Raw genomic sequence first — 25,764 nt, 5'->3', positions numbered from 1 at the left:
GTGTCACTCAACACTCAACACTCAACACTCAACACTCAGCCGTTACCGCTGATTGCGGTAACGGCTGGGGAGCCTGCGGGGATCGGACCCGATCTGTGCGTGATGCTCGCGCGGCACGAGGTGAACGCGCGCATCGTGGTCATCGCCGATCGCGGCGTGCTCGCCGAACGCGCGCGGACGCTCGGCGTCGAAGTCGAGCTCGTCGATTACGGCGCGCATCCGGAGAAGACGCCGGCCGGCGCGCTGACGGTGCTGCATCTTCCCGTCGTCGAGCCGGTCGTTCCCGGCACGCTCGATCCCGCCAACAGCCGCTACGTGCTGCGCACGCTCGAAGCCGCGTGCGACGGCTGCGCGGACGGCACGTTCGACGCGATGGCGACCGCGCCGGTGCACAAAGGCGTGATCAACGACGCGGGCATCCCGTTCACGGGGCATACCGAGTTCCTCGCCGAGCGCACGCGTACGCCTCGCGTCGTGATGATGCTCGTCGGCGGCGGCATGCGCGTCGCGCTCGCGACGACGCACCTGGCGCTTCGCGATGTTCCCGACGCGATCACGCGCGAGACGGTGGAAGAAACGCTGCGCATCCTGAACGACGATCTCAAGCGCCGCTTCGGCATCGCGAAACCGCGCGTGCTCGTCGCGGGTCTCAATCCGCACGCGGGTGAGTCGGGACACATCGGGCGCGAGGAGATCGAAGTGATCGGGCCGGCGCTCGAAGCCGCGCGCGCGGCCGGCGTCGACGCGGTCGGCCCCCTGCCCGCCGACACGCTCTTCAATCCCGACAAGCTGCGCGAATCCGACGCGGTGCTCGCGATGTACCACGACCAGGGCCTGCCGGTGCTCAAGCACGCGAGCTTCGGCAGCGGCATCAACGTGACGCTCGGGCTGCCGATCGTGCGCACCTCGGTCGATCACGGCACCGCGCTCGATCTGGTCGGCACCGGTCGTGCCGATATCGGCAGCCTGCTGGCGGCGATCGAGCTCGCGGCGGAGCTCGCGCGCAGGAAATCGTGACGCACGGATGCCGCACCGCCCGCGCAAGCGCTTCAGCCAGAACTTCCTCGTAGACGAATCCGCCATCGCGGGCATCGTCGACGCGATCGGTCCGCGCCCGGGAGACCGCATGGTCGAGATCGGCCCCGGCCTCGCCGCGATCACGCGCCCGCTCGCGCGCGTGGTGCGCCCGCTGCATGTCGTCGAGATCGACCGCGACATCGTGGCGCGATTGCAACGCGACTTCGGCGCGGACGAGCTCGTCATCCACGAGGGCGACGCGCTCGAGTTCGATTTCGCGAGCCTGGGTCCGGCGTTACGCGTGGTCGGCAACCTGCCATACCACATCTCGACGCCGATCCTCTTTCACCTGTTCGAAGCAGCGGGTGCGCTGCGCGACATCCACGTCATGCTCCAGGCCGAAGTGGTCGAGCGCATGGTCGCGGCACCCGGCGATTCGGAATACGGGCGCCTTTCGGTGATGCTGCAATATCGCTTCGAGATGGAGAAAGTGCTCGACGTGCCGCCGCAAGCGTTCGATCCCGCGCCCAAGGTGGATTCGGCCGTGGTGAGGATGACGCCGCGCACCGGCGACTGGCGGCGCGCCAGGGACGAGAAAGTCTTGAGCGCGCGCGTCGCGCTCGCGTTCTCGCAGCGGCGCAAGACGCTGCGCAACACCCTGGGGCGCGCGTTGAGCGCGGAGGACTTCGCAACGCTGGGGATCGATCCTCAGGCGCGGGCGCAGACGCTCGCGGTGGAGGATTTCGTTCGGATTTCCGATTACAAAACGTAACGGCGCGGTGCGTTACCACGCACCCTACGACGACAGATGCGAGATAGCGGGGCGGCGGACAGGGAGGTCCAAGGAGGGAACCGTAGGTTCCCTCCTCGGCGTACACCGGCGCGAAAAGCGCTAGCGCATGCGTAGCACGCGCTAGCGCTGTATTAACTCGATCTTGTAACCGTCCGGATCTTCCACGAACGCGATGACGGTCGTGCCGTGCTTCATCGGCCCCGCTTCGCGCGTGACCTTGCCGCCGCGCTTTTTGATCTCGTCGCACGCCTTGTACGCGTCCTCGACGGCGATCGCGACGTGACCGTAACCGCTGCCGAGCTCGTACGACCTGGTGTCCCAGTTGTGCGTGAGCTCGAGCACCGCGGCTTTGGATTCGTCTTCGTAGCCGACGAAGGTGTTGGTGAAGCGGCCGTCGGGATAGTCCTTGCTGCGCAGCACTTTCATACCGAGGACTTCGGTGTAGAACTTGATCGATCGCTCGAGGTCACCGACGCGGATCATGGTATGCAGCAGTCGCACTGTCGTGCTCCTTCGCGAGTGTCGAGTTTTGAGTGTTCAGTGTTGCGTGAACAGCAAAAACCTCACTAAACACTCAACACCAAACACCCAACACTAGATTTCCACCATCTCGAAATCGTCTTTCCGCGCCCCGCATTCGGGACACGTCCAGTTCATCGGCACGTCTTCCCATTTCGTGCCCGGCGCGATGCCTTCTTCGGGGATGCCGGCGGCTTCGTCGTAGATGAAGCCGCAGATGAGGCACATCCAGGTTTTGTTTACTTTTGTGTCGGCCGTAGTCATGTCTTGCTTGGAAAGGGGGGAGAGGGAATTGGGTTAGAATCGCATTTTAATCGATTCGCCTCGCGTACTCACCCGCGCGAGCCTTCCGCGCGTCCCCCGATGCCCGACCTCCCTCCCATCGTGCTCGTCTTCGCCGCATCCGATCCCAGCGGCGGCGCAGGACTGCAGGCCGACATCATGACGCTCTCGTCGATGGGCTGCCATCCGCTGTCGGTGGTCACCGCGGTGACGATCCAGGACACGACCGGAGTCGATGACGTCAGTCCGATCGACGCCGAATGGGTCGCCGACCAGGCGCGCTGTGTCCTCGAAGACATGCCGATCGCGGCGTTCAAGATCGGCGTGCTCGGCAGCGTGGAGACGATCGCCGCCATCGCCGAAGTGGTGTCCGACTATCCCGAGATCCCGCTCGTGCTGGACCCGGTGCTCGCGTCCGGCCGCGGCGACGAGCTCGCCTCGGAAGAGATGGTGGTCGCGATCCGCGAGCTCCTCGTGCCGCAGACCACCATCATCACGCCCAACAGCCTCGAAGCGCGGCGCCTCGCGATCGACGACACCAACGACGAGGACGACCCCGACCTCGCGGAGTGCGCGAGCCGTCTCATCGCGAGCGGCTGCGAGTACGTGCTCGTGACCGGCACCCACGAGAACACCCCGCAGGTGGTGAACACGCTCTACGGACAGGAAGGCGTGCTGCGCACCGACAGCTGGCAGCGCCTGCCGGGCTCGTATCACGGCTCGGGCTGCACGCTCGCCTCGGCGATCGCCGCGACGATCGCCAACGGGCTGGCGATCGGCGACGCGGTGAAGGACGCGCAGGAATACACGTGGCAGACGCTCAAGTCGGCGTTCCGCCCGGGCATGGGCCAGCACATCCCTGACCGCCTGTTCTGGGCGCGCGAGGAAGAGGCTGCGGACGACCGCAGCGCGCGCGAAGAGTGATGGCGCTTCGCGGCCTCTATGCCGTGACGCCCGACGAAGCAGACACCGCTCTGCTCGTCTCCAAGGTGCAGGCCGCGCTCGCAGGGGGCATGCGCCTCCTGCAATATCGCAACAAAGTCGCCACGCCCGAGCTTCGGCGCGAGCAAGCGCTCGCACTGAAGCGCGCGTGCGACGCCTGCGGCGCGCTCCTGATCATCAACGATCACCCGCACCTCGCGCGTGAAGTCGGCGCCGCAGGCGTGCACATCGGCGCCGAAGACGGCGAGATCGAAGCCGCGCGCGCGGCGGTGGGCGCAGACGGGATCGTCGGCGTGTCGTGCTACCGGAAGATCGAGGTCGCGGTCGCAGCGGAAAAGGCGGGCGCCGATTACGTCGCTTTCGGCAGCTTCTATCCGTCCAGCGTCAAGCCGGGTGCGGTGCGCGCGCCGATCGATCTGTTGCGCGACGTCAAGCGCGCCGTGAACGTGCCGGTCGTCGCGATCGGCGGCATTACGATTGCGAATGCCCCGCCGCTCATCGAAGCGGGCGCCGACGCGGTCGCGGTGATCACCGCGGTCTTCGGCGCGAGCGACGTCACCGCCGCGGCGCGGGGATTCACCGGCTTGTTCGCGTAACGAGGAAGCGATGAAGCAGAGCCAGAAACTCTTCAGTCGCGCGCAGCTCCACACTCCGGGCGGCGTCAATTCGCCGGTGCGCGCTTTCCGCGCGGTCGGCGGAACGCCGCTCTTCTTTCAGCGCGGCAAAGGGCCTCACCTCTGGGACGCCGACGGGTCGGTGTACATCGATTACGTCGGCTCGTGGGGACCGCTGATCGTCGGGCACGCGCATCCGGAAGTCGTCGAAGCGGTCACGCGCGCCGCGGCGAAAGGGCTGTCGTTCGGCGCGCCGACCGAAGTCGAGGTCGAGATGGCGGAGCTCCTGGTGAAGCTCGTGCCGTCGATGGACCAGGTGCGGCTGGTGAGCTCCGGCACCGAGGCGACGATGAGCGCGATCCGGCTCGCGCGCGGCTTCACCGGCCGCTCGAAGATCGTGAAGTTCGAAGGGTGCTATCACGGCCACGCCGACGCGCTGCTCGTGAAGGCGGGCTCCGGCCTGCTCACCTTCGGCCAGCCGAGCTCGGCGGGCGTTCCGGCCGAGACCACGATGCACACGCTCGTGCTCGAGTACAACCACGAGCGCAGCGTCGAGCGCGCATTCGAGAGCGCCGGCGGCGAGATCGCCGCGGTCATCGTCGAGCCGGTCGCGGGCAACATGAACCTCGTGGCGCCGCAGCCGGCGTTCCTGCAGAAGCTGCGCGACTTGTGCACCCGGCACGGCGCGCTCCTCATCTTCGACGAAGTGATGACCGGTTTTCGCGTCGCGCTCGGCGGGGCGCAGGCGCTCTACGGCATCAAGCCCGACATCACGACGCTCGGCAAAGTGATCGGCGGCGGCATGGCGGTCGGCGCGTTCGGCGGCCGCAAGGACATCATGCAGACGGTGGCACCGCTGGGGCCGGTGTATCAGGCGGGAACGCTGTCGGGCAATCCGGTCGCGGTCGCCGCGGGGCTCGCGACGCTGAAGCTCATCCAGGCGCCGGGTTTCTACGACGCGCTGCAGGCGACGACTCGCGCGCTGACCGAAGGCCTGAGCGCCGCCGCACGCAAGGCGGGTGTGGCGTTCTCCGCCCACAGCGTCGGCGGCATGTTCGGGCTGTACTTCCGCGGATCGGCGCCGCAGTCGTATCAGGAAGTGATGCAGTCGGACGTCGAGGGCTTCAACCGCTTCTTCCATGCGATGCTCGCGGAAGGCGTGTACTTCGCGCCCTCGGCGTTCGAGGCCGGATTCGTCTCGGCCGCGCACACGAAGGCCGAGATCGAAAAGACGGTCGCTGCGGCGGCGAAGGCTTTCGCGGCGCTCTGATGCGCAGGGTGCGTCAGGCGCGACGCGCCGTAACGCACCGAAGCCCTTCGCCTCGAGTCGCGTTACGCCGCTCCCGCGGCTAACGCGACCTACGGTTCGCCTTAACGCAATCCCTGGACGTACTGCGCGACCGCGTCGATCTCGCGATCGGTGAGCTTGGTCGCGATCGCGCGCATCATGTGGTTGGGATCGTTCGCACGGCTGCCGGCGCGGAAAGCCTTGAGCTGGTCGGCGGTGTACTGCGCGTGCTGCGCGCCGAGACGGGGGAACTGCGCGGGGATGCCGGCGCCGTTCGCACCGTGGCACGAGGCGCAGGCCGGGACGCCGCGGCCGATGACGCCGCCGCGGTAGATCGTCTGTCCGATCTTCACCAGCTCGGCGTTGCGAGCGTCCCGCGGCTTGGCTTCCTTCGAGGCGAAGTACGCGGCGAGATTGGCCATGTCGTCGCTGCTCAGGTTCGCAACCATCGCGGTCATCACCGCGCTGGGACGCTCCGCCGGCTTGCCGCCCGCGGACTTGAAGTTGTTGAGCTGCTTGTAGACGTACTCGGCGGGCTGGCCCGCGATCGACGGGTTCGTGGGAATCGCGCTGTTGCCGTCGGCACCATGGCACGCGGCGCACACCGACGTCACGATCTGCTGCGCTTTTGCCGGGTCGCCCTTGACGGCAACCTGCCCGTAAGCGGCGGCAGACATGCATGCGCTGGCGAGCGCCGCCGCAATCAGGCGTACGTCCATTCTTGCTCCTCGGGGGTGGGTAGTCAGCGAAAACCCGGCATTGTATAGAATCGCCTTCCCCCACGCCACCCGCCCGGGCCGTCTGCGCCCGGGTTTTCAGCCGCGATAACAAAGACCTATGTCGATCTTCGACACCGCGCGATTCGTCGCGTCCGCGCACGAGCCGCGCGAGCTTCTCCCTGACATCGGCGCCGAAGTCGCCTTCGCCGGCCGTTCCAACGCCGGCAAGTCGAGCGCCATCAACGCCCTGACCAAGCGCAAGAAGCTCGCATTCGTCAGCAAGACGCCCGGGCGCACCCAGACGATCAACTTCTTCGACTGCGGCGGCCATCGCCGTCTGGTCGACCTGCCGGGCTACGGCTATGCGACGGTCTCCAAGAAGGAACGCGAGCACTGGGGCATGTTAATAAGCACTTACCTTACCGAGCGCGCGTCGTTGCAAGGACTGGTGATCATCGTCGACTCGCGGCACCCGCTCACCCCGCTGGACGAACAGCTCCTGGGCTGGTTCATGCCGACCAACCGGCCGGTGCTGGCGCTGCTCACCAAGGCCGACAAGCTCACGCGGCAGGAAAGCATCAGGTCGCTGCGTGCGGCCGAGACGCTGCTCGCGTCGCGCTATCCGAATGCGACGGCGCAACTGTTCTCGGCGGTCGAGGGTACCGGCGTTAAAGCGGCGCAGGGCGTGATCGCGGGATGGTTGAAATGAAAAGGGCCCCGGCTGTCGCAGCCGGGGCCCTGGCATAAAGAGCCCCCGGTAAAGGGGAGTAAACCGGGGGCAAAAAGGCCTTAATAAGGATTAAGGCGCCCGCTCAGGGAGGAGAAGCGGGAGACGATCAACATCGTCTGGTAGGTCAGACGACTATAATTACGATTAGTTCCCACGGCGCTGACGCGACCGAAATCCCTTGGAGAATCAACATGCAACCCCTCGGTGAGTACCCGCGGCTGCGCATGCGCCGGATGCGCCGCGACGATTTTTCGCGGCGAATGATGCGCGAGCACGTCCTCACGACGAACGACCTCATCTACCCGATCTTCGTCATCGACGGGAAATCGCGCACCGAGGACGTGTCCTCGATGCCGGGAATCAGGCGCTACACGATCGACAAGCTCCTCGGTCACGCCGAGGAAGCGCTCGAGCTCGGGGTGCCCGCCGTCGCGCTGTTTCCGGCGATCGACGCCTCCTTCAAGACCGCCGACGGCCGCGAGGCGACCAACCCGCAGGGCCTGGTGCCGCGCGCGGTGGCGGCGCTCAAGAAGCGCCTGCCGGAGCTCGGCGTCATCACCGACGCGGCGCTCGACCCCTACACCACGCACGGTCACGACGGCGTGCTCGACGAGGCGGGCCACATCGTCAACGACGAGACCGTCGGCATCCTCCAGAAACAGGCGGTGGCGTGCGCGCAGGCGGGCGTGGACATCGTCGCGCCGTCGGACATGATGGACGGCCGCGTCGGGGCGATCCGCGCGGCGCTCGACGAAGGCGGCTTCATCCACACGCGCATCCTCGCGTATTCGGCGAAGTACGCCTCCGGCTTCTACGGACCGTTCCGCGACGCGGTCGGCTCGGCCAGGCAGCTCGGCGGCGGCAGCAAGTACACCTACCAGATGGACCCGGCGAACAGCGACGAGGCGCTGTGGGAAGTCGGCCTCGATCTCGCCGAGGGCGCGGACATGGTGATGGTGAAGCCGGGCATGCCCTACCTCGACATCCTGCGGCGCGTGAAGGAGCACTACAAAGCGCCGACCTTCGTCTATCAGGTGAGCGGCGAGTACGCGATGCTGAAGGCCGCCATCCAGAACGGGTGGCTCGACGAAGACCGCGTCGTCATGGAAGCGCTGCTCGCGTTCAAGCGCGCCGGCGCGGATGGAGTGCTCACTTATTTCGCGCTCGATGCGGCGCGCCGGCTGAAAACCGGGGTCTGACCCGGTAGGGCCGGGGTCAGACCCCGTCGTCGTTCAGGAGTATCTCGACCTGCGGCAGTCGCGCGCGCTCGATGGGTTTGCCTTCGGGCGTCGTCCGCACCGGGTTGCGCAGATCGTCGAGCGCGAGCACGACGATCTCGACCTCGATGCCGTCGTCGTCGATCGTGAACTTCGGAAAGGTGTGCGGCTCCTCGCCGACGTAGAGCCGGCACTGGCCCGCGTCGTATGCGACGTCGCGGTCCATCAGGAAGATCTCGACCACTTTCGCGCTGTCGGTATAGAGGTGGAGATTGATGTCGGCGTACTTGCCCGCGCTGCCCGACAGCACCGAGCCCGTCAGATAGGGATTGAAGCGCTCGAGCTCACGCATGACGCCGAGCGCGTGCTCGCGCAGCTCGCGCAAGCCCGCACGGTGCGCATCCCCGCCGTACAGCGACTGCTGCACGCGCAGCGCCGCCTCGACTTCTTCATTGGTCGGCAACTGTCGGGTATCCGGCACGCCGGCCTGGCGCGCCGCCTTGCGCTTGGCCGTCGCGTAATCCTCGACCCCGTCCTCGACCATGATGCGCGCGGCGAGGTGGGCGATGCGCCCGCGCTCGTCGTTACGGGCGTAGTGTGCCCGTTCGTGCGTTTTACCCCGATCCTTCGCCATAACAACGTCAGAAGAGCTGGTTGCGAACTTCCTCTTGCGGTTTCTCGCCGCCGCCGCCGAGCGGACTGGCGCCGCCGCCTTCGGGCGGCACGAACTCCTGATAGAAGTAATCGGGCACGCCGCCCTCTTCGCGCATGCCGGTCTCCGGGTTGACGCGCACCGACACCACGCCCGGCGGCGGTGTGAACGGCGCTTCGGGCACCCCTTTGAGCGCGACGCCCATGTAGCCCATCCAGATGGGCAGCGCGGCAGACCCGCCGGTCTCGTTGCGGCCGAGCGTCTGCGGCTGGTCGAAGCCGATCCACGCGACGCCGACCAGCGTGTTGTTGAAACCGCAGAACCACGCGTCGATGAAGTCGTTGGTCGTGCCGGTCTTGCCCGCGAGGTCGGTGCGCCCGAGCTTCATCGCGCGCGCCGCGGTTCCCGCGCGCACCACGTCGCGCATCAGGCTTTGCATGATGAACGCGTTGCGCGGATCGATCGCGCGCTCGGCGCCTTCGCCCGCTTTCTGCGGTTTCGCCTGGAGCAGGATGTTGCCGCGGTTGTCTTCCACCCGCTCGATGAAGTACGGCGGCACGCGGAACCCGCCGTTGGCGAAGATCGAATACGCCTGCGCCATCTGCATCGGCGTCGCGTTGCCGGCGCCGAGGGCCATCGTCAGATACGGCGGGTGCATCTTCGGATCGAAGCCGAAGCGCGCGATGTAGTCCTGTGCGTACTGCGGGCTGATCGCCTGCAGGATGCGGATCGACACCAGGTTCTTCGATTTCATCAGGGCGGTGCGCAGCCGCATCGGACCTTCGAACTTGCCGTCGTAGTTCTTGGGCTCCCACGGCTCGGAGCCGGTCTGCGTCGACGAGAAGGTGAGCGGCGCGTCGTTGATGATGGTCGCGGCGGTGAAACCCTTCTCCAGCGCGGCTGAATAGATGAACGGCTTGAAGCTCGACCCGGGCTGCCGCAGCGCCTGCGTCACGTGGTTGTACTGGTTGCGATTGAAGTCGAAGCCGCCGATCAGCGCGCGGATCGCGCCGTCGCGCGGATCCACCGAGATCAGCGCCGATTCGACCGCGGGCAGCTGCGTGATGTGCCACTTCTGCTTGTCGTCCTGCTGCACGCGCACGATCGCCCCGCGGCGCAGCCGCTGGTTGGCGTTGACCTTGTCGCCGAGCATGCGCGCGGCGAAACCGAGCCCCTGCTCGTTGATCTCGATGGTTTCTCCGTCGCGCACGTAGACCTTGACGAGCTTCGGGCTCGCCTCGACGACGACGCCCGCGAGCAGATCGTCGTAGTCGGTCGTGTCCTGGAGCGCTTCGTCGAGGGCTTCCTCGGTGAGCTTGGCCGGCAGCTCCGCATAGCCCTCGGGGCCGCGGTAGCCGTGGCGGCGGTCGTAGTCCTGCACGCCTTTGCGCAGCGCCTGGTAAGCGGCTTCCTGGTGTTTCGCCGAGACCGTCGTGAAAATGCGGATCCCGCGCGTGTAGGTCTCGTCCTTATAGCGCTCGAACACCGCCTGGCGCACCATCTCGGCGAGGTGCTCGGCGTGCACTCCGAAGTCGTTGGCGCCGCGCTTGACGACGATCTGGAACTGCTCGGCCTCCTGGAGCTGGGCGTCGCTGATCGCGCCGAGTTCGCGCATGCGCCGCAGCACGTAGTGCTGGCGCAGTTGCGCCCGCTTGGGATTGGCGATCGGGTTGTAGCCGGAGGGCGCTTTGGGCAGGCCGGCGAGCATCGCGTACTCGGCGATCACCAGCTTGTCGAGCGGCTTGCCGTAATAGATCTGCGAAGCGGCCGCGAAACCGTATGCGCGCTGGCCGAGGTAGATCTGGTTGACGTAGAGCTGGAGGATCTCGTCCTTGGAGAGACTCGCCTCGATCTTGAACGCGAGCAGCATCTCGTTGAATTTGCGGGTGAGCGTGCGCTCCTTCGAGAGGAAGAAGTTCCGCGCGACCTGCATCGTGATCGTGGAGGCGCCCTGGCGCACGCCGCCGGACACGAAGTTCGACAGCGCGGCGCGCGCCACTCCGACATAGTCGACGCCGCGATGGTGATAGAAGCGCTCGTCCTCGGCCGCCAGGATCGCGTCGATCATCGGCTTGGGCACGTCCTTGATCGCGACGAACGCGCGGCGCTCCTCGCCGAACTCCCCGAGGAGCGTGCCTTCGGAGCTGTAGACGCGCAGCGGAATCTTGGGCTGGTAGTCAGTGAGCACTTCCAGCGACGGCAGGGTCGGATAGACGATGACCGCGGCGAAGGCGACGAGCACTACGCCCGCTACGAACGTGGACGCTACCAGTAATAGTGGAAATGCCCACCAGCGCTTCAACATCTTGAGCCTGTTTGTTGCCGGAGAAAGTTCATGCGCGACGGGGGTTTACGTGCGATACTGAAACGAGGCCTCAGGTTGCGGAACGTACCGCGTGGCGTCGCGCGCATGCCGGGACGGGATCGGGAGAGCTTTGACCATTATAAAGTCGCCGTTGGGCAAAAATAAACGAGACGAGTTCCATTTACTTGCCCTGAGCTTATTGCTAGCATTTAAAGTAGATTCTGGGCCAGACAGCGCAACAAGCTTATGTTAAAGGGAAAATTCAGCCTCGACACCAGCGGGTTGAAGTTCGATACGGCGGCGCTCGAACGGCTATTCAAGCCCAAGGCGCCGCCGCTCATCGGCGCAGACCTGTCCTCGTCGTCGATCAAGATGGTCGAGCTCACCGAAGCGGGCCGCGGGCTGTATCGCGTCGAACGCTACGCGATCGAGCCGTTGCCGCGCGACACCGTCGTCGAAGGCAACATCAACAACCTCGACGCGGTGAGCGACGCGCTGAAGCGCTGCCACAAGCGCCTCGGCACCAATATCAAGAACGTCGCGCTGGCGCTGCCCAATGCGGCGGTGATCAGTAAAAGGATCCTGGTGCCCGCCGGGCAGACCGAGGAAGAGCTCGAGGTGCAGGTCGAGACCGAGGCGAACCAGTACATCCCGTTCTCGCTCGACGAAGTGAACCTCGATTTCCAGGTGCTCGGCTCCGCGCCGAACAATCCCGACGACGTCGAAGTGCTGATCGCGGCGTCGCGCAAGGAAAAGATCGAGGACCGCGTCGCCGCCGCCGAGGCCGCGGGGCTGAAGCCCACCGTGATGGACGTCGACCTGTATGCCGCGCAGGCCGCGTTCGAGCTGATGGCGCCGGACTCGGAGGAAGAGAACAAGGACGAGAACATCGCGATGGTGGACGTCGGCGCGTCGATCATGACTGTCAACGTGCTGCGCAACGGGCAATCCATATACCTGCGCGAGCAGCCTTTCGGCGGGAACGAGCTGTCGCAGGAGATCCAGAACAAGTTCGGGCTCTCCGCCGACGAAGCCGAGGTCGCCAAGCGCGACGGCGGCCTGCCGCCCGAGTACGAGAGCGACGTGCTGCAGCCCTTCGTCGACAAGATGGGGCTCGAGATCGCGCGCGCCCTGCATTTCTTCTTCAGCTCGACGCCCTATAACCAGGTCGCGCAGATCGTGCTCGCCGGCGGCTGCGCCGCGATACCCGGCGTCGCCGAATCGGTGAGCCGCCGCACGCAGGTCTCGACGATCATCGCCAACCCGTTCGTGAACATGGACGTCTCGCCCCGCGTGAAGGTGAAGAGTCTCACCCAGGACGCGCCTTCGCTCATGGTCGCCACCGGGCTCGCGCTGCGGAGGTTCGATCCGTGATCCGCGTCAACCTGCTGCCGCATCGGGAGATACGCCGCAGAAGGCAGCAGCGGCAATACTTCATCATGCTCGGCGCCGTCGCCGCGCTGGGCGTGGCGATCGCGATGGTCGTGCACGCCTCGCTCGCCTCGACGTTCGAAGACCAGCAGAAGAGGAACGCCTATCTCCAGTCCGAGATCGTCAAGCTGGACAAGGAGATCGAGGACATCAAGAAGCTCAAGGAGATGACCGCTTCGCTCCTCGCCCGGAAGAAGGTGGTCGAAACGCTGCAGACCAACCGCGCCGAGGTCGTGCACCTGCTCGACGAGCTCGCGCGCCAGCTGCCCGACGGCGTGTATCTCAAGAACGTGAAGCAGACCGGGCCGCGTGTCGTGATCAACGGCTACACCCAGTCGCAGGCTCGCGTCTCGACGCTCATGCGCAACCTCGATTCGTCGCCGTACCTCGAGAGCTCCAACCTCGTCGAGATCAAGGCGGTGACGCTCGGTAGCGCGCGCATCAACGAATTCACGCTCGCTGTGAGCATCGAGCGCCCGAAACCCGAAGAAGACATCAAGGGCAAGCCCCCGGCGAAGACCGCGGCAGCGACTGGAGCGTCATGACCCTCGACGATTTGAGGCGGCTCGATCCGAAGAAGATCGGATCGTGGCCCGCAGGCCCCAAGCTCGGCACGCTCGCGATCGTGCTGCTGCTCATCATCGCGGTCGCATACTGGTTCGACTGGAAGGACCAGCTCGCGAACATCGACGCCGAGAAAGCGAAAGAGGAGCAGCTCAAGACCACGTTCGTCGACAAGAAGAAGCAGGCGCTGGACCTTCCCGCATACCGCAAGCAGCTCGAGGACATCGAGAAGCAGTTCGGCGCGCTCCTGAAGCAGCTTCCGGGCAAATCGGAGATGGACGCGCTGCTCACCGACATCAACCAGGCCGGCCTCGGCCGCGGCCTGCAGTTCGAGCTCTTCAAGCCCGCCGCGGAAGAGACGATCCGGGACTTCTACGCGGAGCTGCCGATCACGATCCGCATCACCGGCAGCTATCACGACATCGGCGCTTTCGCGAGCGACGTCGGCAAGCTCTCTCGCATCGTGACGCTCAACGACATCGCGCTCGGGGCGAACAAGGACGGCTCGCTCGTCATGGATGCCACCGCCAAGACTTTCCGTTACCTCGACGAGGAAGAGCTCGCGGCGCAGCGCCGGAAGGACAAGGACAAGAAAGGGGGCGCGAAGTGACGCGCGGCCTCACCCTCGTCCTCGCGTGCACGCTGCTCGCTTCCTGCGGCGGCGAGCAGTACGGCGACCTGCGACAGTTCGTGAAGGACTCGGACAAGCTGCCCCACGGCAACATCCCGCCGCTTCCCGAGATGAAGCCCTACGAGCCGTACACCTACAACGCGTTCGACCTGACCGATCCGTTCAAGCCGCGCAAGATCGAGCCGCCCAAAGGCGGCGGCGGCGTCGCGCCGGACCTGAACCGCCGCCGCGAGCCGCTCGAAGCGTTTCCGCTCGAGAACCTCAAGATGGTCGGCACGCTCGAGCAGAAGAAAGAGATTTACGCCCTCGTTCGGGCTCCTGACAACGCGCTATACCGGGTGAAGGTCGGCAACTACCTCGGCCAGAACTTCGGGCGCATCGTCGGCATCTCGGAATCCGCCGTGAAGATCAAAGAGATCGTCCAGGACAGCGCCGGCAACTGGGAAGAAAAAGATCAAGCCCTCCTTTTGTCGGAGGAACAGGAGGCAAAGAAATGAACGCCATCGTCACATACACCGGCCGCGCCTTGCTCGCGCTCGCGGCTTTCGCGCTTTGCGCGCTCACGAGCCTGGCTTACGCCCAGCAGAACAACATCCAGGCGGTCAATGTTTCCGCCCAGTCGGGCGGACGCATCGTGGTTCGCGTGACGATGCAGAATCCGCCCGCCAATCCGCCCGCCGGCTTCACGGTGAGCAACCCGCCGCGGATCGCGCTCGATTTCCCGAACACCGGCAACGCGCTCGGCCGCACCTCGCAGGATGTCGCGGAGGGCGACCTGCGCCGCATCAACGTCGTGCAGGCGGGCGACCGCACGCGCATGGTGCTCGAGCTGGGGCGTGCGGTGACCTACGACACCCAGATCGAAGGCCGCACGGTGCTCATCACGCTCGCCGGCTCGCCCGAGAAAGCGATCGCCGCCACGGCGCAGCCCGCCGCGCCCGGCATCACCCAGCACTTCGCGGAGCAGCGTCCCGGCGACGGCCGCCACGCGCTGCGCGACATCGATTTCCGTCGCGGCCCCGGCGGCGAAGGCCGCATCATCGTCGACCTCTCCGACAGTCAGGTCGGCATCGCGGTGCGCACGCAGGGCCGCAGCATCGTCGTCGACTTCGCCAACACCGCGGTGCCGCGCAACCTCGAGCGGCGCATGGACGTGACCGATTTCGGCACGCCGGTGCAGCAGCTCGAATCGTTCGCGCAGGGCGGCAACGCGCGGCTGACGATCACGCCCCGGGGTAACTGGGAACATTCGGCCTACCAGACCGACAACCGCTTCATCGTCGAGGTGAAGCAGGTCGTCGAAGACCCCAACCGCCTCGTGCGTCCCGGCTACGTGGGCGAGAAGCTCTCGCTCAACTTCCAGAACGTCGAGGTGCGCGCGGTGCTGCAGGTCATCGCCGACTTCACGGGCCTGAACATCATCACCAGCGACACCGTCACCGGCAACCTCACGCTGCGCCTGCGCGACGTGCCGTGGGACCAGGCGCTCGACATCATCCTGCAGAGCAAGGGTCTCGACATGCGCAAGACGGGCAACGTCGTGTGGATCGCGCCGCGCGACGAGCTCGCCGCGCGCGAGAAGCTCGCGCTCGAAGCGCAGGCGCAGATCGCCGAGCTCGAGCCGACGCGGACCGAGACCTTCCAGCTGAACTACCAGCGCGCGATCGACTTCGCGAAGCTGCTGACCGACGACAAGCAGCGCATCCTCAGCAAGCGCGGCAGCGCGGTCATCGACCCGCGCACCAACACGATCTTCGTGCAGGACACGCCGACGCGGCTCGAGGAAGTGCGGCGCCTGATCCGCAAGGTCGACGTCGCGGTGCGCCAGGTGATGATCGAATCGCGCATCGTCGAAGCGCTCGACACCTTCAGCCGCAACCTCGGCGTCCGGCTCGGCACGCTCGACCTCTCGGCGCGCGGCTCGGTCGGCCAGGAGATCAGCGGCACCGGCGCGCGCTTCCTCGCGGGCGGCAACCTCGCGAGCACCGGTGTGCAGACCTTCCAGACGCCGAACACCGCGACGAGCTTCCTCCCCGACTCGCTCAGCGTGAACCTGCCGGCGCCGGTGATCAACGGCCAGCAGCCCGGCTTCTTCTCGTTCCTCTTGTTCAACGACAAGATGACGCGCTTCCTCAACCTCGAGCTGTCCGCGCTCCAGGCCGACGGCCGCGGCAAGATCATCTCGAGTCCGCGCGTGATCACCGCCGACCAGGTCGAGGCGATCATCGAGCAGGGCACGGAGATCCCGTACCAGCAGGCGACCTCGAGCGGCGCGACCGCGGTACAGTTCAAGAAAGCGACGCTGTCGCTCAAGGTGAAGCCGCAGATCACGCCCGACGACAACGTGATCATGAGCCTGAACGTGCACAAGGACAGCGTCGGCCAGCAGACGCTGTCCGGTCCGTCGATCGACACCAAGCAGGTGACGACCGAGGTGCTCGTCGAGAACGGCGGCACCGTCGTGATCGGCGGCATCTACACGCAGGACGAGCGCACGACGGTGAACAAGGTGCCGTTGCTGGGCGACCTGCCGTACGTCGGTTTCCTCTTCAAGCAGACGCAGAAGTTCGACAACCGCAACGAGCTGCTGATCTTCGTCACGCCGCGGATCCTCAAAGACACCCTTCGCGTCACACCTTAGGCTTATTGAAGGAAGGGAGGTCCAAGGACGGAAACCTTGGTTTCCCTCCTTGGCGTTTATCGGCGCGAGCCGACGCGGCAACGCCGCGTCGGCTAAAATGCGCGGCATGTCGACCAACCCCGGCCGCGTCGCGTCCGAAGCCAACATTTTCCTGGTCGGCCTCATGGGGGCCGGCAAGACTTCGGTCGGGCGGCTGCTCGCGCGGCGCCTCGGCAAGACCTTCTACGACTCCGATCACGAAGTCGAGCGTGCGACGGGCGTGCGCATCCCGGTGATCTTCGAGATCGAAGGCGAAGCCGGCTTTCGCGCGCGCGAGAGCCGCATGCTCTCCGAGCTGTGCGCGACCAAGGGCGTCGTGCTCGCGACCGGCGGCGGCGCGGTGCTCGCGCCGGAGAACCGCAAGGTGCTCGCCGAGTGCGGCACGGTCGTCTACCTGCGCGCGTCCCCGCACGAGCTGTACCAGCGCACGCGCCACGATCGCAACCGCCCGCTGCTCCAGACCGCCGATCCGCTGGCGAAGCTGACCGAGCTCTATGCCCAGCGCGATCCGCTGTATCGCGAGGTCGCCGACGTCGTCGTCGACACCGGCAACCAGAGCGTGAGCAGCCTCGCCCACCGGCTCGAGCAGCGGCTCGCGCAGGTCGCGCGCGACAACGCCGCCTGACGGTATCCACCGCATGCGCACGCTGAACGTCGATCTCGAAGATCGCAGCTATCCCATCCACATCGGTCCCGGCCTGCTCGCGCGGCCGGAGCTCCTCACCGCGCACCTGAAACAAAGGCGCGTCGCCGTCGTCACCAACACCACGCTCGAGAAGCTGTATCTCCGGCCTGTGCTCGATGCGCTGGAAGGCGCAGGTGTGCGCACGATGTCGGTCGTGCTGCCCGACGGTGAAGAGCACAAGGACTGGCGAACGCTCAACTCGATCTTCGACGCGCTCCTCGAGCAACGCTGCGAGCGCGGCACCACCCTTATCGCGCTGGGGGGCGGCGTGGTCGGCGACGTCGGCGGCTTCGCCGCGGCGGTGTATCAGCGCGGCATGCCGTTCATCCAGATCCCGACGACGCTGCTCGCCCAGGTCGATTCGGCAGTCGGCGGCAAGACGGCGATCAACCATCCGCTCGGCAAGAACATGGTCGGCGCGTTCTACCAGCCCCGGGTCGTTCTCGCCGACACCGACACGCTGCAGACTTTGCCCGGGCGCGAGCTCGCGGCGGGGCTCGCCGAGGTGATCAAGTACGGCTTCATCCGCGATCCCGACTTCCTCGCGTGGCTCGAAGCCAACATGGACCGGTTGCTCGCGCGCGAGGCCGAGGCGCTCGCGTACGCGATCGAGCAGTCGTGCCGCAACAAGGCGGAGGTCGTCGCGGTCGACGAGCGCGAAGGCGGTTTGCGCGCGATCCTCAACTTCGGCCACACCTTCGGGCATGCGATCGAAGCGGGCACGGGGTACGGCACGTGGCTGCACGGCGAGGCGGTGGGCGCGGGCATGGTGCTCGCGGCGCGGCTCTCCGAGCGCATGGGCTATCTCTCCAACGCGGACGTCGAGCGCGTGACGCGCCTCGTCGAGCGCATCGGCGTGCCGATCGCCTCGCCCGACCTCGGCCGCGAGCGCTGGCTCGAGCTGATGGGCCACGACAAGAAAGTCGAAGGCGGCAAGCTCAAGTTCGTGGTGCTGAAGCAGATCGGCGAGGCGATCGTCACCGAAGCGCCGGCGCGCGCGCTCAACGAAGTGCTGGACCAGACCGCGCTCCATGCCTGAGCCCGGCCTCGCACCCTACGCCGCGTCGTCCGCGCGCACTCAGGGCCGCCTGCACGCAGAGCCGCCGCCGCGCGGACGCACCGAGTACCAGCGCGACCGCGACCGCATCATCCATTCCACCGCGTTCCGGCGTCTCGAATACAAGACGCAGGTATTCGTGAACCACGAAGGCGATCTCTTCCGCACGCGGCTCACGCACAGCCTCGAAGTCGCCCAGCTCGGCCGCTCGATCGCGCGCAATCTCGCGCTCAACGAGGATCTGACCGAAGCGATCACGCTTGCCCACGACCTCGGCCACACGCCGTTCGGCCACGCGGGTCAGGACGCGCTCAACGCCTGCATGAAGCCGTACGGCGGCTTCGAGCACAACCTTCAATCCTTGCGGGTGGTCGACCTGCTGGAGCAGCGTTACGGCGCGTTCGACGGGCTGAACCTCACGTTCGAGACGCGCGAAGGGATACTGAAGCACTGCTCGGTCGCCAACGCGCGCCAGCTCGGCTCGGTCGGCGAGCGGTTCCTCAAGAAAAAGCGGCCATCGCTCGAAGCGCAGATCGCCAATCTCGCCGACGAGATCGCCTACAACAATCACGACGTCGACGACGGCCTGCGCTCGGGTCTGATCGACGACGAGCACCTCTGCGAGGTGGCGATCTTCAAGCGCCATCGCAAGGAAGCGCTCGGCGCGTTTCCGGATCTCAAAGGCCGACGCCTGGTGCACGAGACGGTGCGCCGCATGATCGACACGCTGGTCTCCGACCTCATCGACACCAGCGCCGCCCGCATCCGCGAGCACGCGCCGAAGGACGTGGACGCCGTGCGCGAGGCGCCGCCGCTCATCGCTTTCTCCGACGCCATCCGCGACGAGCAGCTCGAGCTCAAGCGCTTCCTGCACGAGAACCTCTATCGCCATTACAAGGTCGCGCGCATGGCGAGCAAGGCCCGCCGCATCATCAGCGACCTCTTCCAGGTCTTTCTCGCCGAGCCCGAGCTCCTCCCGCCCGAATTCCAGGCGCGCGCCGACGAGGACAAGGCGCGCGGGGTCGCGGACTACGTCGCGGGCATGACCGACCGTTACGCGATGGCCGAGCACCGCCGGCTTTTCGCCGTCGACGCCGCTTCGGTGACCTGATTCCCGCGCGCTGCCGCCGCAAAATTGCGGCGGTACGGCGCGGCCCCCGTCACGTTTTTGTTGTAGTAACCCCTTGAACCAATGTAGACTTAACGGGTTTCACTCCCGGTTTGGCATCTTGCCTGTCGCATCGCAACAAACAGGCGCGCCGGATCGACTGAATGCGCGATCGAAGTGCGCGCGTGAAACGGGCGCGGGACGTGCGCGCTCGAGTTAGCTCTTTTTTGCGGTTTGCTTTTGGAGAACCCCCGTGAACGGATCCGGCCTGCCTGTCGCCCAGGGACTATACGACCCCGCCAACGAGCACGACGCCTGCGGCGTCGGCTTCGTCGCCAATATCAAGGGCCGAAAATCTCACGCGATCATCCAGCAGGGCCTGCTGATCCTCAAGAATCTGACGCACCGCGGCGCGGTGGGCGCCGATCCGCTCGCCGGCGACGGCGCAGGCATCCTGGTCCAGATTCCCGACGCGTTCTTCCGCGAGGAGATGCTCGCGCAGGGCGTGCGCCTGCCGCCGCTGGGCCAGTACGGAGTCGGCATGGTGTTCCTGCCGAAAGAGCCCGCCTCGCGACTCGCGTGCGAGTACGAGATCGAGCGCGCGATCAAGGACGAAGGCCAGGTCCTCCTCGGCTGGCGTGACGTGCCGGTCGACTCCTCCGGCCTCGGCGAGTCGGTGAAGAAGATCGAGCCGGTGATCCGCCAGGTCTTCATCGGCCGCGGCAAGGGCGTCACCGTCACCGACGCGCTGGAGCGCAAGCTCTACATCATCCGCAAGGCCTCGGGCCACGCGATCCAGCAGCTCAAGCTCGCGCACGGCAAGGAGTTCTACGTGCCGTCGATGTCCGCGCGGACCATCGTCTACAAGGGCATGCTGCTGGCGCATCAGGTCGGCGAGTACTACCTGGACCTCAAGGAGGACCGCGTCACCTCGGCGCTCGCGCTCGTGCACCAGCGTTTCTCGACCAACACCTTCCCGACGTGGGACCTCGCGCACCCCTTCCGCCTGATCGCGCACAACGGCGAGATCAACACCCTGCGCGGCAACGTCAACTGGATACGCGCGCGCCAGGGCGCGATCTCCAGCCCCATCCTGCAGAAGGACCTCGACAAGGTGTGGCCGCTGATCTACCCCGGCCAGTCGGACTCGGCGTCGTTCGACAACGCGCTCGAGCTGCTCGTGATGAGTGGTTACTCGGTCGCGCACGCCATGATGATGATGATCCCCGAAGCGTGGGAGCAGCATCAGCACATGGACGGCTCGCGCCGCGCGTTCTACGAGTACCACGCCGCGATGATGGAGCCGTGGGACGGTCCGGCGTCGATCGCCTTCACCGATGGCCGCCAGATCGGCGCGACGCTCGACCGTAACGGCCTGCGGCCTTCGCGCTACATCGTCACCGACGACGATCTCGTGATCATGGGCTCGGAATGCGGCTGCCTGCCGATCCCCGAAGAGAAGATCGTCAAGAAGTGGCGCCTGCAGCCGGGCAAGATGTTCCTCGTCGATCTCGAGAAAGGCCGCATCGTCGACGACCGCGAGCTCAAGGAGAGCCTCGCCTCGGCCAAGCCGTACTCCGAGTGGATCGACCGCATCCGGGTGAAGCTCGACGACCTGCCGGCGCCTTCGGAGCCGCGTCCGGTGCCGAACGAGTCGCTGCTCGACCTCCAGCAGGCTTTCGGCTACACGCAGGAAGACGTGAAGTTCCTGATGTCGCCGATGGGCATGAACGGCGAAGAGCCGATCGGCTCCATGGGCAACGACTCGCCCATGGCGGTGCTGTCGAACAAGAACAAGAACCTCTACCAGTACTTCAAGCAGCTCTTCGCGCAGGTGACGAACCCGCCGATCGACCCGATCCGCGAGGAGCTGGTGACGTCACTGGTGTCGTTCATCGGACCGAAGCCCAACCTCCTGGGCATCGACGAGATGAACCCGCCGCTGCGCCTGGAAGTCTCGCAGCCGGTGCTCGACTTCAACCAGATGGAGACGATCCGTCACATCGAGCGCTACACCGACGGCAAGTTCAAGTCGCACGAGCTCGACATCACGTATCCGCTGGCGTGGGGCAAGGAAGCGATCGAAGCGCGCCTGGCGAGCCTCGCCGCGCAGGCCGAAGACGCGGTGCGCGCGGGTTACTCGATCCTCATTCTCTCCGACCGGCGCATCCACCGCGACCAGTTCGCGATTCCGGCGCTGCTCGCGCTGTCGGCGATCCACCAGCACCTCGTCAACAAGGGCCTGCGCACCTCGACCGGCCTGGTCGTCGAGACCGGCTCGGCGCGCGAAGTGCACCATTTCGCGCTCCTCGGGGGCTACGGCGCCGAAGCGGTGCATCCGTATCTCGCTTTCCAGACCCTGCACGACCTCGCCGACGCGAAGGTCCTCGGCGCCGACGTCGACGCGAAGAAAGCCTGCAAGAACTTCATCAAGGCGATCGGCAAGGGCCTGAAGAAAGTGATGTCCAAGATGGGGATCTCGACGTACATGTCGTACACCGGCGCTCAGATCTTCGAAGCGGTGGGCCTCTCGAAGGACCTCGTCGAGAAGTACTTCTCGGGCACGACCTCGAACATCGGCGGCATCGGCGTGTTCGAAGTCGCCGAGGAAGCGGTGCGCATCCATCGCTCCGCGTTCTCGCGCGACGCGGTGCTCGCCAATGCGCTCGAAGCCGGCGGCGAATACGCCTGGCGCGTGCGCGGCGAAGAGCACATGTGGACGCCCGACGCCATCGCCAAGCTGCAGCACGCGGGCCGCGCCGGCAGCTATTCCACCTACAAGGAATACGCCCAGCTCATCAACGACCAGTCGGCGCGCCACATGACGTTCCGCGGTCTGTTCGAGTTCCGCTTCGATCAGGCGAAACCGATCCCGATCGAGGAAGTCGAGCCCGCGGCCGAGATCGTGAAGCGTTTCGCCACGGGCGCGATGTCGCTCGGCTCGATCTCGACCGAGGCGCATACGTCGCTCGCCATCGCCATGAACCGCATCGGCGGCAAGTCGAACACCGGCGAAGGCGGCGAGGACCGCAACCGCTACGAGCGCGTGAAGGCCGAGGAGAAGACGCTGGCCGCACGACTGGGGCAGAGCCGCGTGGTGAGCGACATCGCGATCCGGGAGGGCGACTCGCTCAAATCCAAGATCAAGCAGGTCGCTTCGGGCCGCTTCGGCGTCACCGCGGAATACCTCGCGAGCGCCGAGCAGATCCAGATCAAGATGGCGCAGGGCGCCAAGCCCGGCGAAGGCGGGCAGCTCCCCGGCAAGAAAGTGTCCGAGTACATCGCGCTGCTGCGCTACTCGACGCCGGGCGTCGAGCTCATCTCGCCGCCGCCGCACCACGACATCTATTCGATCGAGGACCTCGCGCAGCTCATCCACGACCTGAAGAACGCGAACCACCAGGCGTCGATCTCGGTGAAGCTCGTCTCCGAAGTCGGCGTCGGCACGGTCGCCGCGGGTGTGGCGAAAGCGAAAGCCGACCACGTGACCATCTCCGGTCACGACGGCGGCACGGGCGCTTCGCCGTGGTCGTCGATCAAGCATGCGGGCACGCCGTGGGAACTCGGCCTCGCCGAGACCCAGCAGACCCTGGTGCTCAATCGGCTCCGCGGTCGCATCGTGGTGCAGGCCGACGGCCAGATGAAAACCGGCCGCGACGTGGTGATCGGCGCGCTGCTCGGCGCCGACGAGTTCGGTTTCGCCACCGCGCCGCTCGTCGTGCAGGGCTGCGTCATGATGAGGAAGTGCCACCTCAACACCTGCCCGGTCGGCGTCGCCACGCAGGATCCGGAGCTGCGCAAGAAGTTCACCGGCAAGCCCGAGCACGTCATCAACTACTTCTTCTTCGTCGCCGAGGAAGTGCGCGAGCTGATGGCCCAGCTTGGGCTACGCACGTTCAACGAGCTCATCGGCCGCTCCGATCTGCTCGACACGCGCAAAGGCATCGAGCACTGGAAGGCGCGCGGGCTGGATTTCACCCGGATCTTCCATCAGCCGAAGGTCGGCCCGGAAGTCGCGCGCTATCGCGTCGAAGCGCAGGACCACGGCCTCGACAAGGCGCTGGACCATCGTCTCATCGAGCTCGCGCAGCCTGCGCTCGAGCGTCGAGAGAAAGTGTCGATCGAGATGCCGATCCGCAACCTGAACCGCACGGTGGGCACGATGCTGTCGCACGAGATCGTCAAGCGCTACGGCCACGACGGCCTGCCCGAGGACACGATCCAGATCCGCTTCGCCGGATCGGCGGGTCAGAGCATCGGCGCTTTCCTCGCGAAAGGCGTGGCGATCGAGCTCATCGGCGACACCAACGACTACTGCGGCAAAGGCCTCTCCGGCGGGCGCATCTCGGTCCAGCCGTCGCCCAAGTTCCGCGGCAAGCCGAACGAGAACGTGATCACCGGCAATGTGGTGCTCTACGGCGCGATCGCGGGTGAAGCGTATTTCCGCGGCGTCGCGGGCGAGCGCTTCGCGGTCCGCAACTCGGGCGCGCACGCGGTCGTGGAAGGTGTCGGCGACCACGGCTGCGAGTACATGACCGGCGGCACGGTCGTGGTGCTCGGCATGACGGGCCGCAACTTCGCCGCAGGCATGTCGGGCGGGATCGCTTACGTGCTCGACGAAGACGGCGCGTTCGCGGGCCGCTGCAACCAGGCGATGGTCGACCTCGAGCCGGTCCTCACCGAAGGCGAGCAGGACGCCAAGCTCGCGCGCGACCTGTGGCACATGGGCGAGTCCGACGAAGCGGTCGTCAAGCGTATGATCGAGCGCCACGCCCGCTACACCGGCAGCGCGAGGGCGAAGGAGATCCTCGACGGCTGGGCTTCCTTTCGCACCCGCTTCGTCAAGGTCTTCCCGAAAGAGTACCGCCGTGCGCTCGCCGAGCTTGCGGCCAAGCACAAGAGAATCGCCGCCTGAGCGGCGACGGCTTCGTTATCCGTTCAAGCGTGAGGAGCGCCTCCGGCATTCGCCGGTGGCGCCTCTCGCGCGCCTCACACTAGAGTAGACGCTATGGGCAAGATCACGGGTTTCATGGAGTTCGAGCGGCTCGCCGAGCCGTATGAGCCGGTACAGGAGCGCGTGCGGCACTGGCGCGAGTTCGTCGCGCGGCTCTCCGACGAGCAGGCCGGCGTGCAGGGCGCGCGCTGCATGGACTGCGGCACGCCGTTCTGCATGAGCGGCTGCCCGGTCAACAACATCATCCCGGACTGGAACGACCTCGTTTACCGCCAGGACTGGAAGCGGGCGATCGACACACTGCACTCCACCAACAACTTCCCCGAGTTCACCGGTCGCGTCTGCCCCGCGCCGTGCGAAGCGGCGTGCACGCTCAACATCAACAACGACCCGGTCGGCATCAAGTCGATCGAGCACGCGATCGCCGACAAGGCGTGGGAATCGGGCTGGATCGCGCCTCAGCGCATCGACCGCAGGACCGGTCGGCGCGTGGCCGTGGTCGGTTCCGGTCCCGCCGGGCTCGCGGCTGCACAGCAGCTCGCGCGCGCCGGTCACGACGTGGTGGTGTTCGAAAAAGCCGACCGCATCGGCGGGCTCCTCCGCTACGGCATTCCCGACTTCAAGATGGAGAAGAGCGCCATCGACCGCCGCATCGAGCAGATGCAGGCCGAAGGCGTTACGTTCCGGGTGAACCAGCACGTCGGCGTCAACGTCGACCCCAGGGCGCTGGTCGACGAGTTCGACGCGGTCGTGCTGTCGGGCGGCGCGGAGTTTCCGCGCGACCTGCCGGTTCCCGGCCGCGAGCTCGACGGCGTGCATTTCGCGATGGATTTCCTGCCGCAGCAGAACAAGGTCGTCGCCGGCGACCGCGTTCCGAACCAGATCATGGCGACGGGCAAGCACGTCGTCGTGATCGGCGGCGGCGACACCGGCTCCGACTGCGTCGGCACGTCCAATCGCCACGGCGCGGCGTCGGTCGCGCAGTTCGAGCTGCTGCCGCAGCCCCCGCAGCAGGAGAACAAGCCGCTGGTGTGGCCGTACTGGCCGGTGAAGCTTCGCAGCTCCTCGTCGCACGAGGAAGGCTGCGAGCGCGACTGGGCGGTCGCCACCAAGCGCTTCGAAGGGTCGAACGGCAAGGTCGAGAAGCTCGTCGCCGCCCGCGTCGAATGGGTGAAGAACGAAAAAGGCCAGATGGTCATGCAGGAAGTGCCGGGCAGCGAGTTCGAGATGAAAGCCGATCTCGTGCTGCTGGCGATGGGTTTCCTCGGGCCGGTGCAGTCTGGCCTCATGGAGCAGCTCGGCGTGGCCAAGGACCCGCGCGGCAACGTCGCGGCCAACACCGACGACTACCGCACGTCGATACCCAAGGTCTTCGCTGCGGGCGACATGCGGCGCGGCCAATCGCTCGTGGTCTGGGCGATCCGCGAGGGGCGGCAGGCAGCCCGCGCTGTGGACGAGTTCCTGATGGGGCACTCCGAGCTGCCGCGCTAGCGCCCGGCGTGAAACGTGAAACGTAGAATCGGGGCTATGCTGCAGGGCGCGCGTTTCACATTTCACGTTTCCCGTTTCACGTTTC

At 66.3% G+C, this 25,764-nt stretch carries 22 protein-coding genes; 17 read left to right on the top strand and 5 right to left on the bottom strand.

Annotation, left to right across the window (positions count from 1 at the left end):
* Positions 1-1,017, top strand: a complete 1,017-nt coding sequence (gene pdxA / locus VHP37_08740) for a 4-hydroxythreonine-4-phosphate dehydrogenase PdxA (GenBank protein HEX2826418.1) — start codon at positions 1-3, stop codon at positions 1,015-1,017.
* A 7-nt stretch (positions 1,018-1,024) separates the two neighbouring features.
* Positions 1,025-1,789: a 16S rRNA (adenine(1518)-N(6)/adenine(1519)-N(6))-dimethyltransferase RsmA gene (gene rsmA / locus VHP37_08735; GenBank protein ID HEX2826417.1), complete on the top strand. Its 765-nt coding sequence runs from the start codon at positions 1,025-1,027 to the stop codon at positions 1,787-1,789.
* A gap of 141 nt (positions 1,790-1,930) precedes the next feature.
* Here rsmA and gloA read toward each other — a convergent pair whose 3' ends face one another.
* Together gloA and VHP37_08725 are read right to left on the bottom strand one after the other, a co-directional pair.
* Positions 1,931-2,311 (bottom strand): lactoylglutathione lyase, encoded by a 381-nt coding sequence (gene gloA / locus VHP37_08730; protein HEX2826416.1) that lies wholly within the window; start codon positions 2,309-2,311, stop codon positions 1,931-1,933.
* 93 nt (positions 2,312-2,404) lie between these two features.
* On the bottom strand, positions 2,405-2,593 hold the full coding sequence (locus VHP37_08725) for a rubredoxin (protein ID HEX2826415.1): 189 nt from the start codon (positions 2,591-2,593) through the stop codon (positions 2,405-2,407).
* Between the two features lie 99 nt (positions 2,594-2,692).
* On the opposite strand from VHP37_08725, the gene thiD reads away from it, so the two are divergent.
* From thiD to hemL, 3 genes are read left to right on the top strand one after another with little or no spacing between them, the layout of a single operon-like run.
* A complete protein-coding gene (thiD, locus tag VHP37_08720) occupies positions 2,693-3,535 on the top strand; it encodes a bifunctional hydroxymethylpyrimidine kinase/phosphomethylpyrimidine kinase (protein HEX2826414.1) in 843 nt (280 codons plus the stop codon).
* Positions 3,535-4,149, top strand: a complete 615-nt coding sequence (gene thiE, locus VHP37_08715) for a thiamine phosphate synthase (GenBank protein HEX2826413.1) — start codon at positions 3,535-3,537, stop codon at positions 4,147-4,149. Before thiD ends, thiE begins: the two co-directional genes overlap by 1 nt.
* Before the next feature lie 10 nt (positions 4,150-4,159).
* Positions 4,160-5,437, top strand: coding sequence for a glutamate-1-semialdehyde 2,1-aminomutase (hemL, locus tag VHP37_08710; GenBank protein HEX2826412.1), 1,278 nt, complete (start codon positions 4,160-4,162; stop codon positions 5,435-5,437).
* A 101-nt stretch (positions 5,438-5,538) separates the two neighbouring features.
* On the opposite strand, the gene VHP37_08705 is transcribed toward hemL, so the two are convergent.
* Complete coding sequence (locus tag VHP37_08705) at positions 5,539-6,174, bottom strand: c-type cytochrome (protein HEX2826411.1); 636 nt, start codon at positions 6,172-6,174, stop codon at positions 5,539-5,541.
* A gap of 118 nt (positions 6,175-6,292) precedes the next feature.
* Between VHP37_08705 and yihA the strand changes: the two genes are divergently transcribed.
* On the top strand, positions 6,293-6,883 hold the full coding sequence (gene yihA / locus VHP37_08700; GenBank protein HEX2826410.1) for a ribosome biogenesis GTP-binding protein YihA/YsxC: 591 nt from the start codon (positions 6,293-6,295) through the stop codon (positions 6,881-6,883).
* Between the two features lie 212 nt (positions 6,884-7,095).
* Positions 7,096-8,103: a porphobilinogen synthase gene (hemB, locus tag VHP37_08695; GenBank protein HEX2826409.1), complete on the top strand. Its 1,008-nt coding sequence runs from the start codon at positions 7,096-7,098 to the stop codon at positions 8,101-8,103.
* 16 nt (positions 8,104-8,119) lie between these two features.
* Here hemB and VHP37_08690 read toward each other — a convergent pair whose 3' ends face one another.
* Together VHP37_08690 and VHP37_08685 are read right to left on the bottom strand one after the other, a co-directional pair.
* Positions 8,120-8,755, bottom strand: coding sequence for a UDP-N-acetylmuramate--alanine ligase (locus VHP37_08690; protein HEX2826408.1), 636 nt, complete (start codon positions 8,753-8,755; stop codon positions 8,120-8,122).
* 7 nt (positions 8,756-8,762) lie between these two features.
* Positions 8,763-11,078, bottom strand: a complete 2,316-nt coding sequence (locus VHP37_08685; protein HEX2826407.1) for a penicillin-binding protein 1A — start codon at positions 11,076-11,078, stop codon at positions 8,763-8,765.
* A gap of 246 nt (positions 11,079-11,324) precedes the next feature.
* Between VHP37_08685 and VHP37_08680 the strand changes: the two genes are divergently transcribed.
* The 10 genes from VHP37_08680 to VHP37_08635 all read left to right on the top strand — a co-directional run bounded on the left by VHP37_08680 (position 11,325) and on the right by VHP37_08635 (position 25,679).
* Positions 11,325-12,452, top strand: coding sequence for a pilus assembly protein PilM (locus VHP37_08680; GenBank protein HEX2826406.1), 1,128 nt, complete (start codon positions 11,325-11,327; stop codon positions 12,450-12,452).
* Positions 12,449-13,054 carry a PilN domain-containing protein gene (locus VHP37_08675; GenBank protein ID HEX2826405.1) on the top strand — a complete coding sequence of 202 codons (606 nt, stop codon included), beginning with the start codon at positions 12,449-12,451 and terminating at the stop codon, positions 13,052-13,054. Before VHP37_08680 ends, VHP37_08675 begins: the two co-directional genes overlap by 4 nt.
* Positions 13,051-13,683: a type 4a pilus biogenesis protein PilO gene (locus VHP37_08670; GenBank protein ID HEX2826404.1), complete on the top strand. Its 633-nt coding sequence runs from the start codon at positions 13,051-13,053 to the stop codon at positions 13,681-13,683. Before VHP37_08675 ends, VHP37_08670 begins: the two co-directional genes overlap by 4 nt.
* A complete protein-coding gene (locus tag VHP37_08665) occupies positions 13,680-14,201 on the top strand; it encodes a pilus assembly protein PilP (GenBank protein HEX2826403.1) in 522 nt (173 codons plus the stop codon). The genes VHP37_08670 and VHP37_08665 overlap by 4 nt, the downstream gene beginning before the upstream one ends.
* The gene (locus VHP37_08660; GenBank protein ID HEX2826402.1) at positions 14,198-16,345 is read left to right on the top strand and encodes a type IV pilus secretin PilQ; all 2,148 of its coding nucleotides are present in this window, start codon (positions 14,198-14,200) and stop codon (positions 16,343-16,345) included. The genes VHP37_08665 and VHP37_08660 overlap by 4 nt, the downstream gene beginning before the upstream one ends.
* A 106-nt stretch (positions 16,346-16,451) precedes the next feature.
* Complete coding sequence (locus VHP37_08655; protein ID HEX2826401.1) at positions 16,452-17,009, top strand: shikimate kinase; 558 nt, start codon at positions 16,452-16,454, stop codon at positions 17,007-17,009.
* 13 nt (positions 17,010-17,022) lie between these two features.
* Entirely contained in the window at positions 17,023-18,108 is a 1,086-nt protein-coding gene (gene aroB / locus VHP37_08650; protein ID HEX2826400.1) for a 3-dehydroquinate synthase, read from the top strand.
* Entirely contained in the window at positions 18,101-19,237 is a 1,137-nt protein-coding gene (locus tag VHP37_08645; GenBank protein HEX2826399.1) for a deoxyguanosinetriphosphate triphosphohydrolase, read from the top strand. Before aroB ends, VHP37_08645 begins: the two co-directional genes overlap by 8 nt.
* A gap of 250 nt (positions 19,238-19,487) precedes the next feature.
* Positions 19,488-24,149: a glutamate synthase-related protein gene (locus VHP37_08640; GenBank protein ID HEX2826398.1), complete on the top strand. Its 4,662-nt coding sequence runs from the start codon at positions 19,488-19,490 to the stop codon at positions 24,147-24,149.
* 93 nt (positions 24,150-24,242) lie between these two features.
* Positions 24,243-25,679, top strand: coding sequence for a glutamate synthase subunit beta (locus tag VHP37_08635; protein ID HEX2826397.1), 1,437 nt, complete (start codon positions 24,243-24,245; stop codon positions 25,677-25,679).
* Positions 25,680-25,764 lie beyond the last annotated feature (85 nt).

Source organism: Burkholderiales bacterium, assembly GCA_036262035.1.
Lineage (GTDB): Bacteria > Pseudomonadota > Gammaproteobacteria > Burkholderiales > SG8-41 > JAQGMV01.
This window is presented reverse-complemented; position numbering and strand designations above follow the sequence as displayed.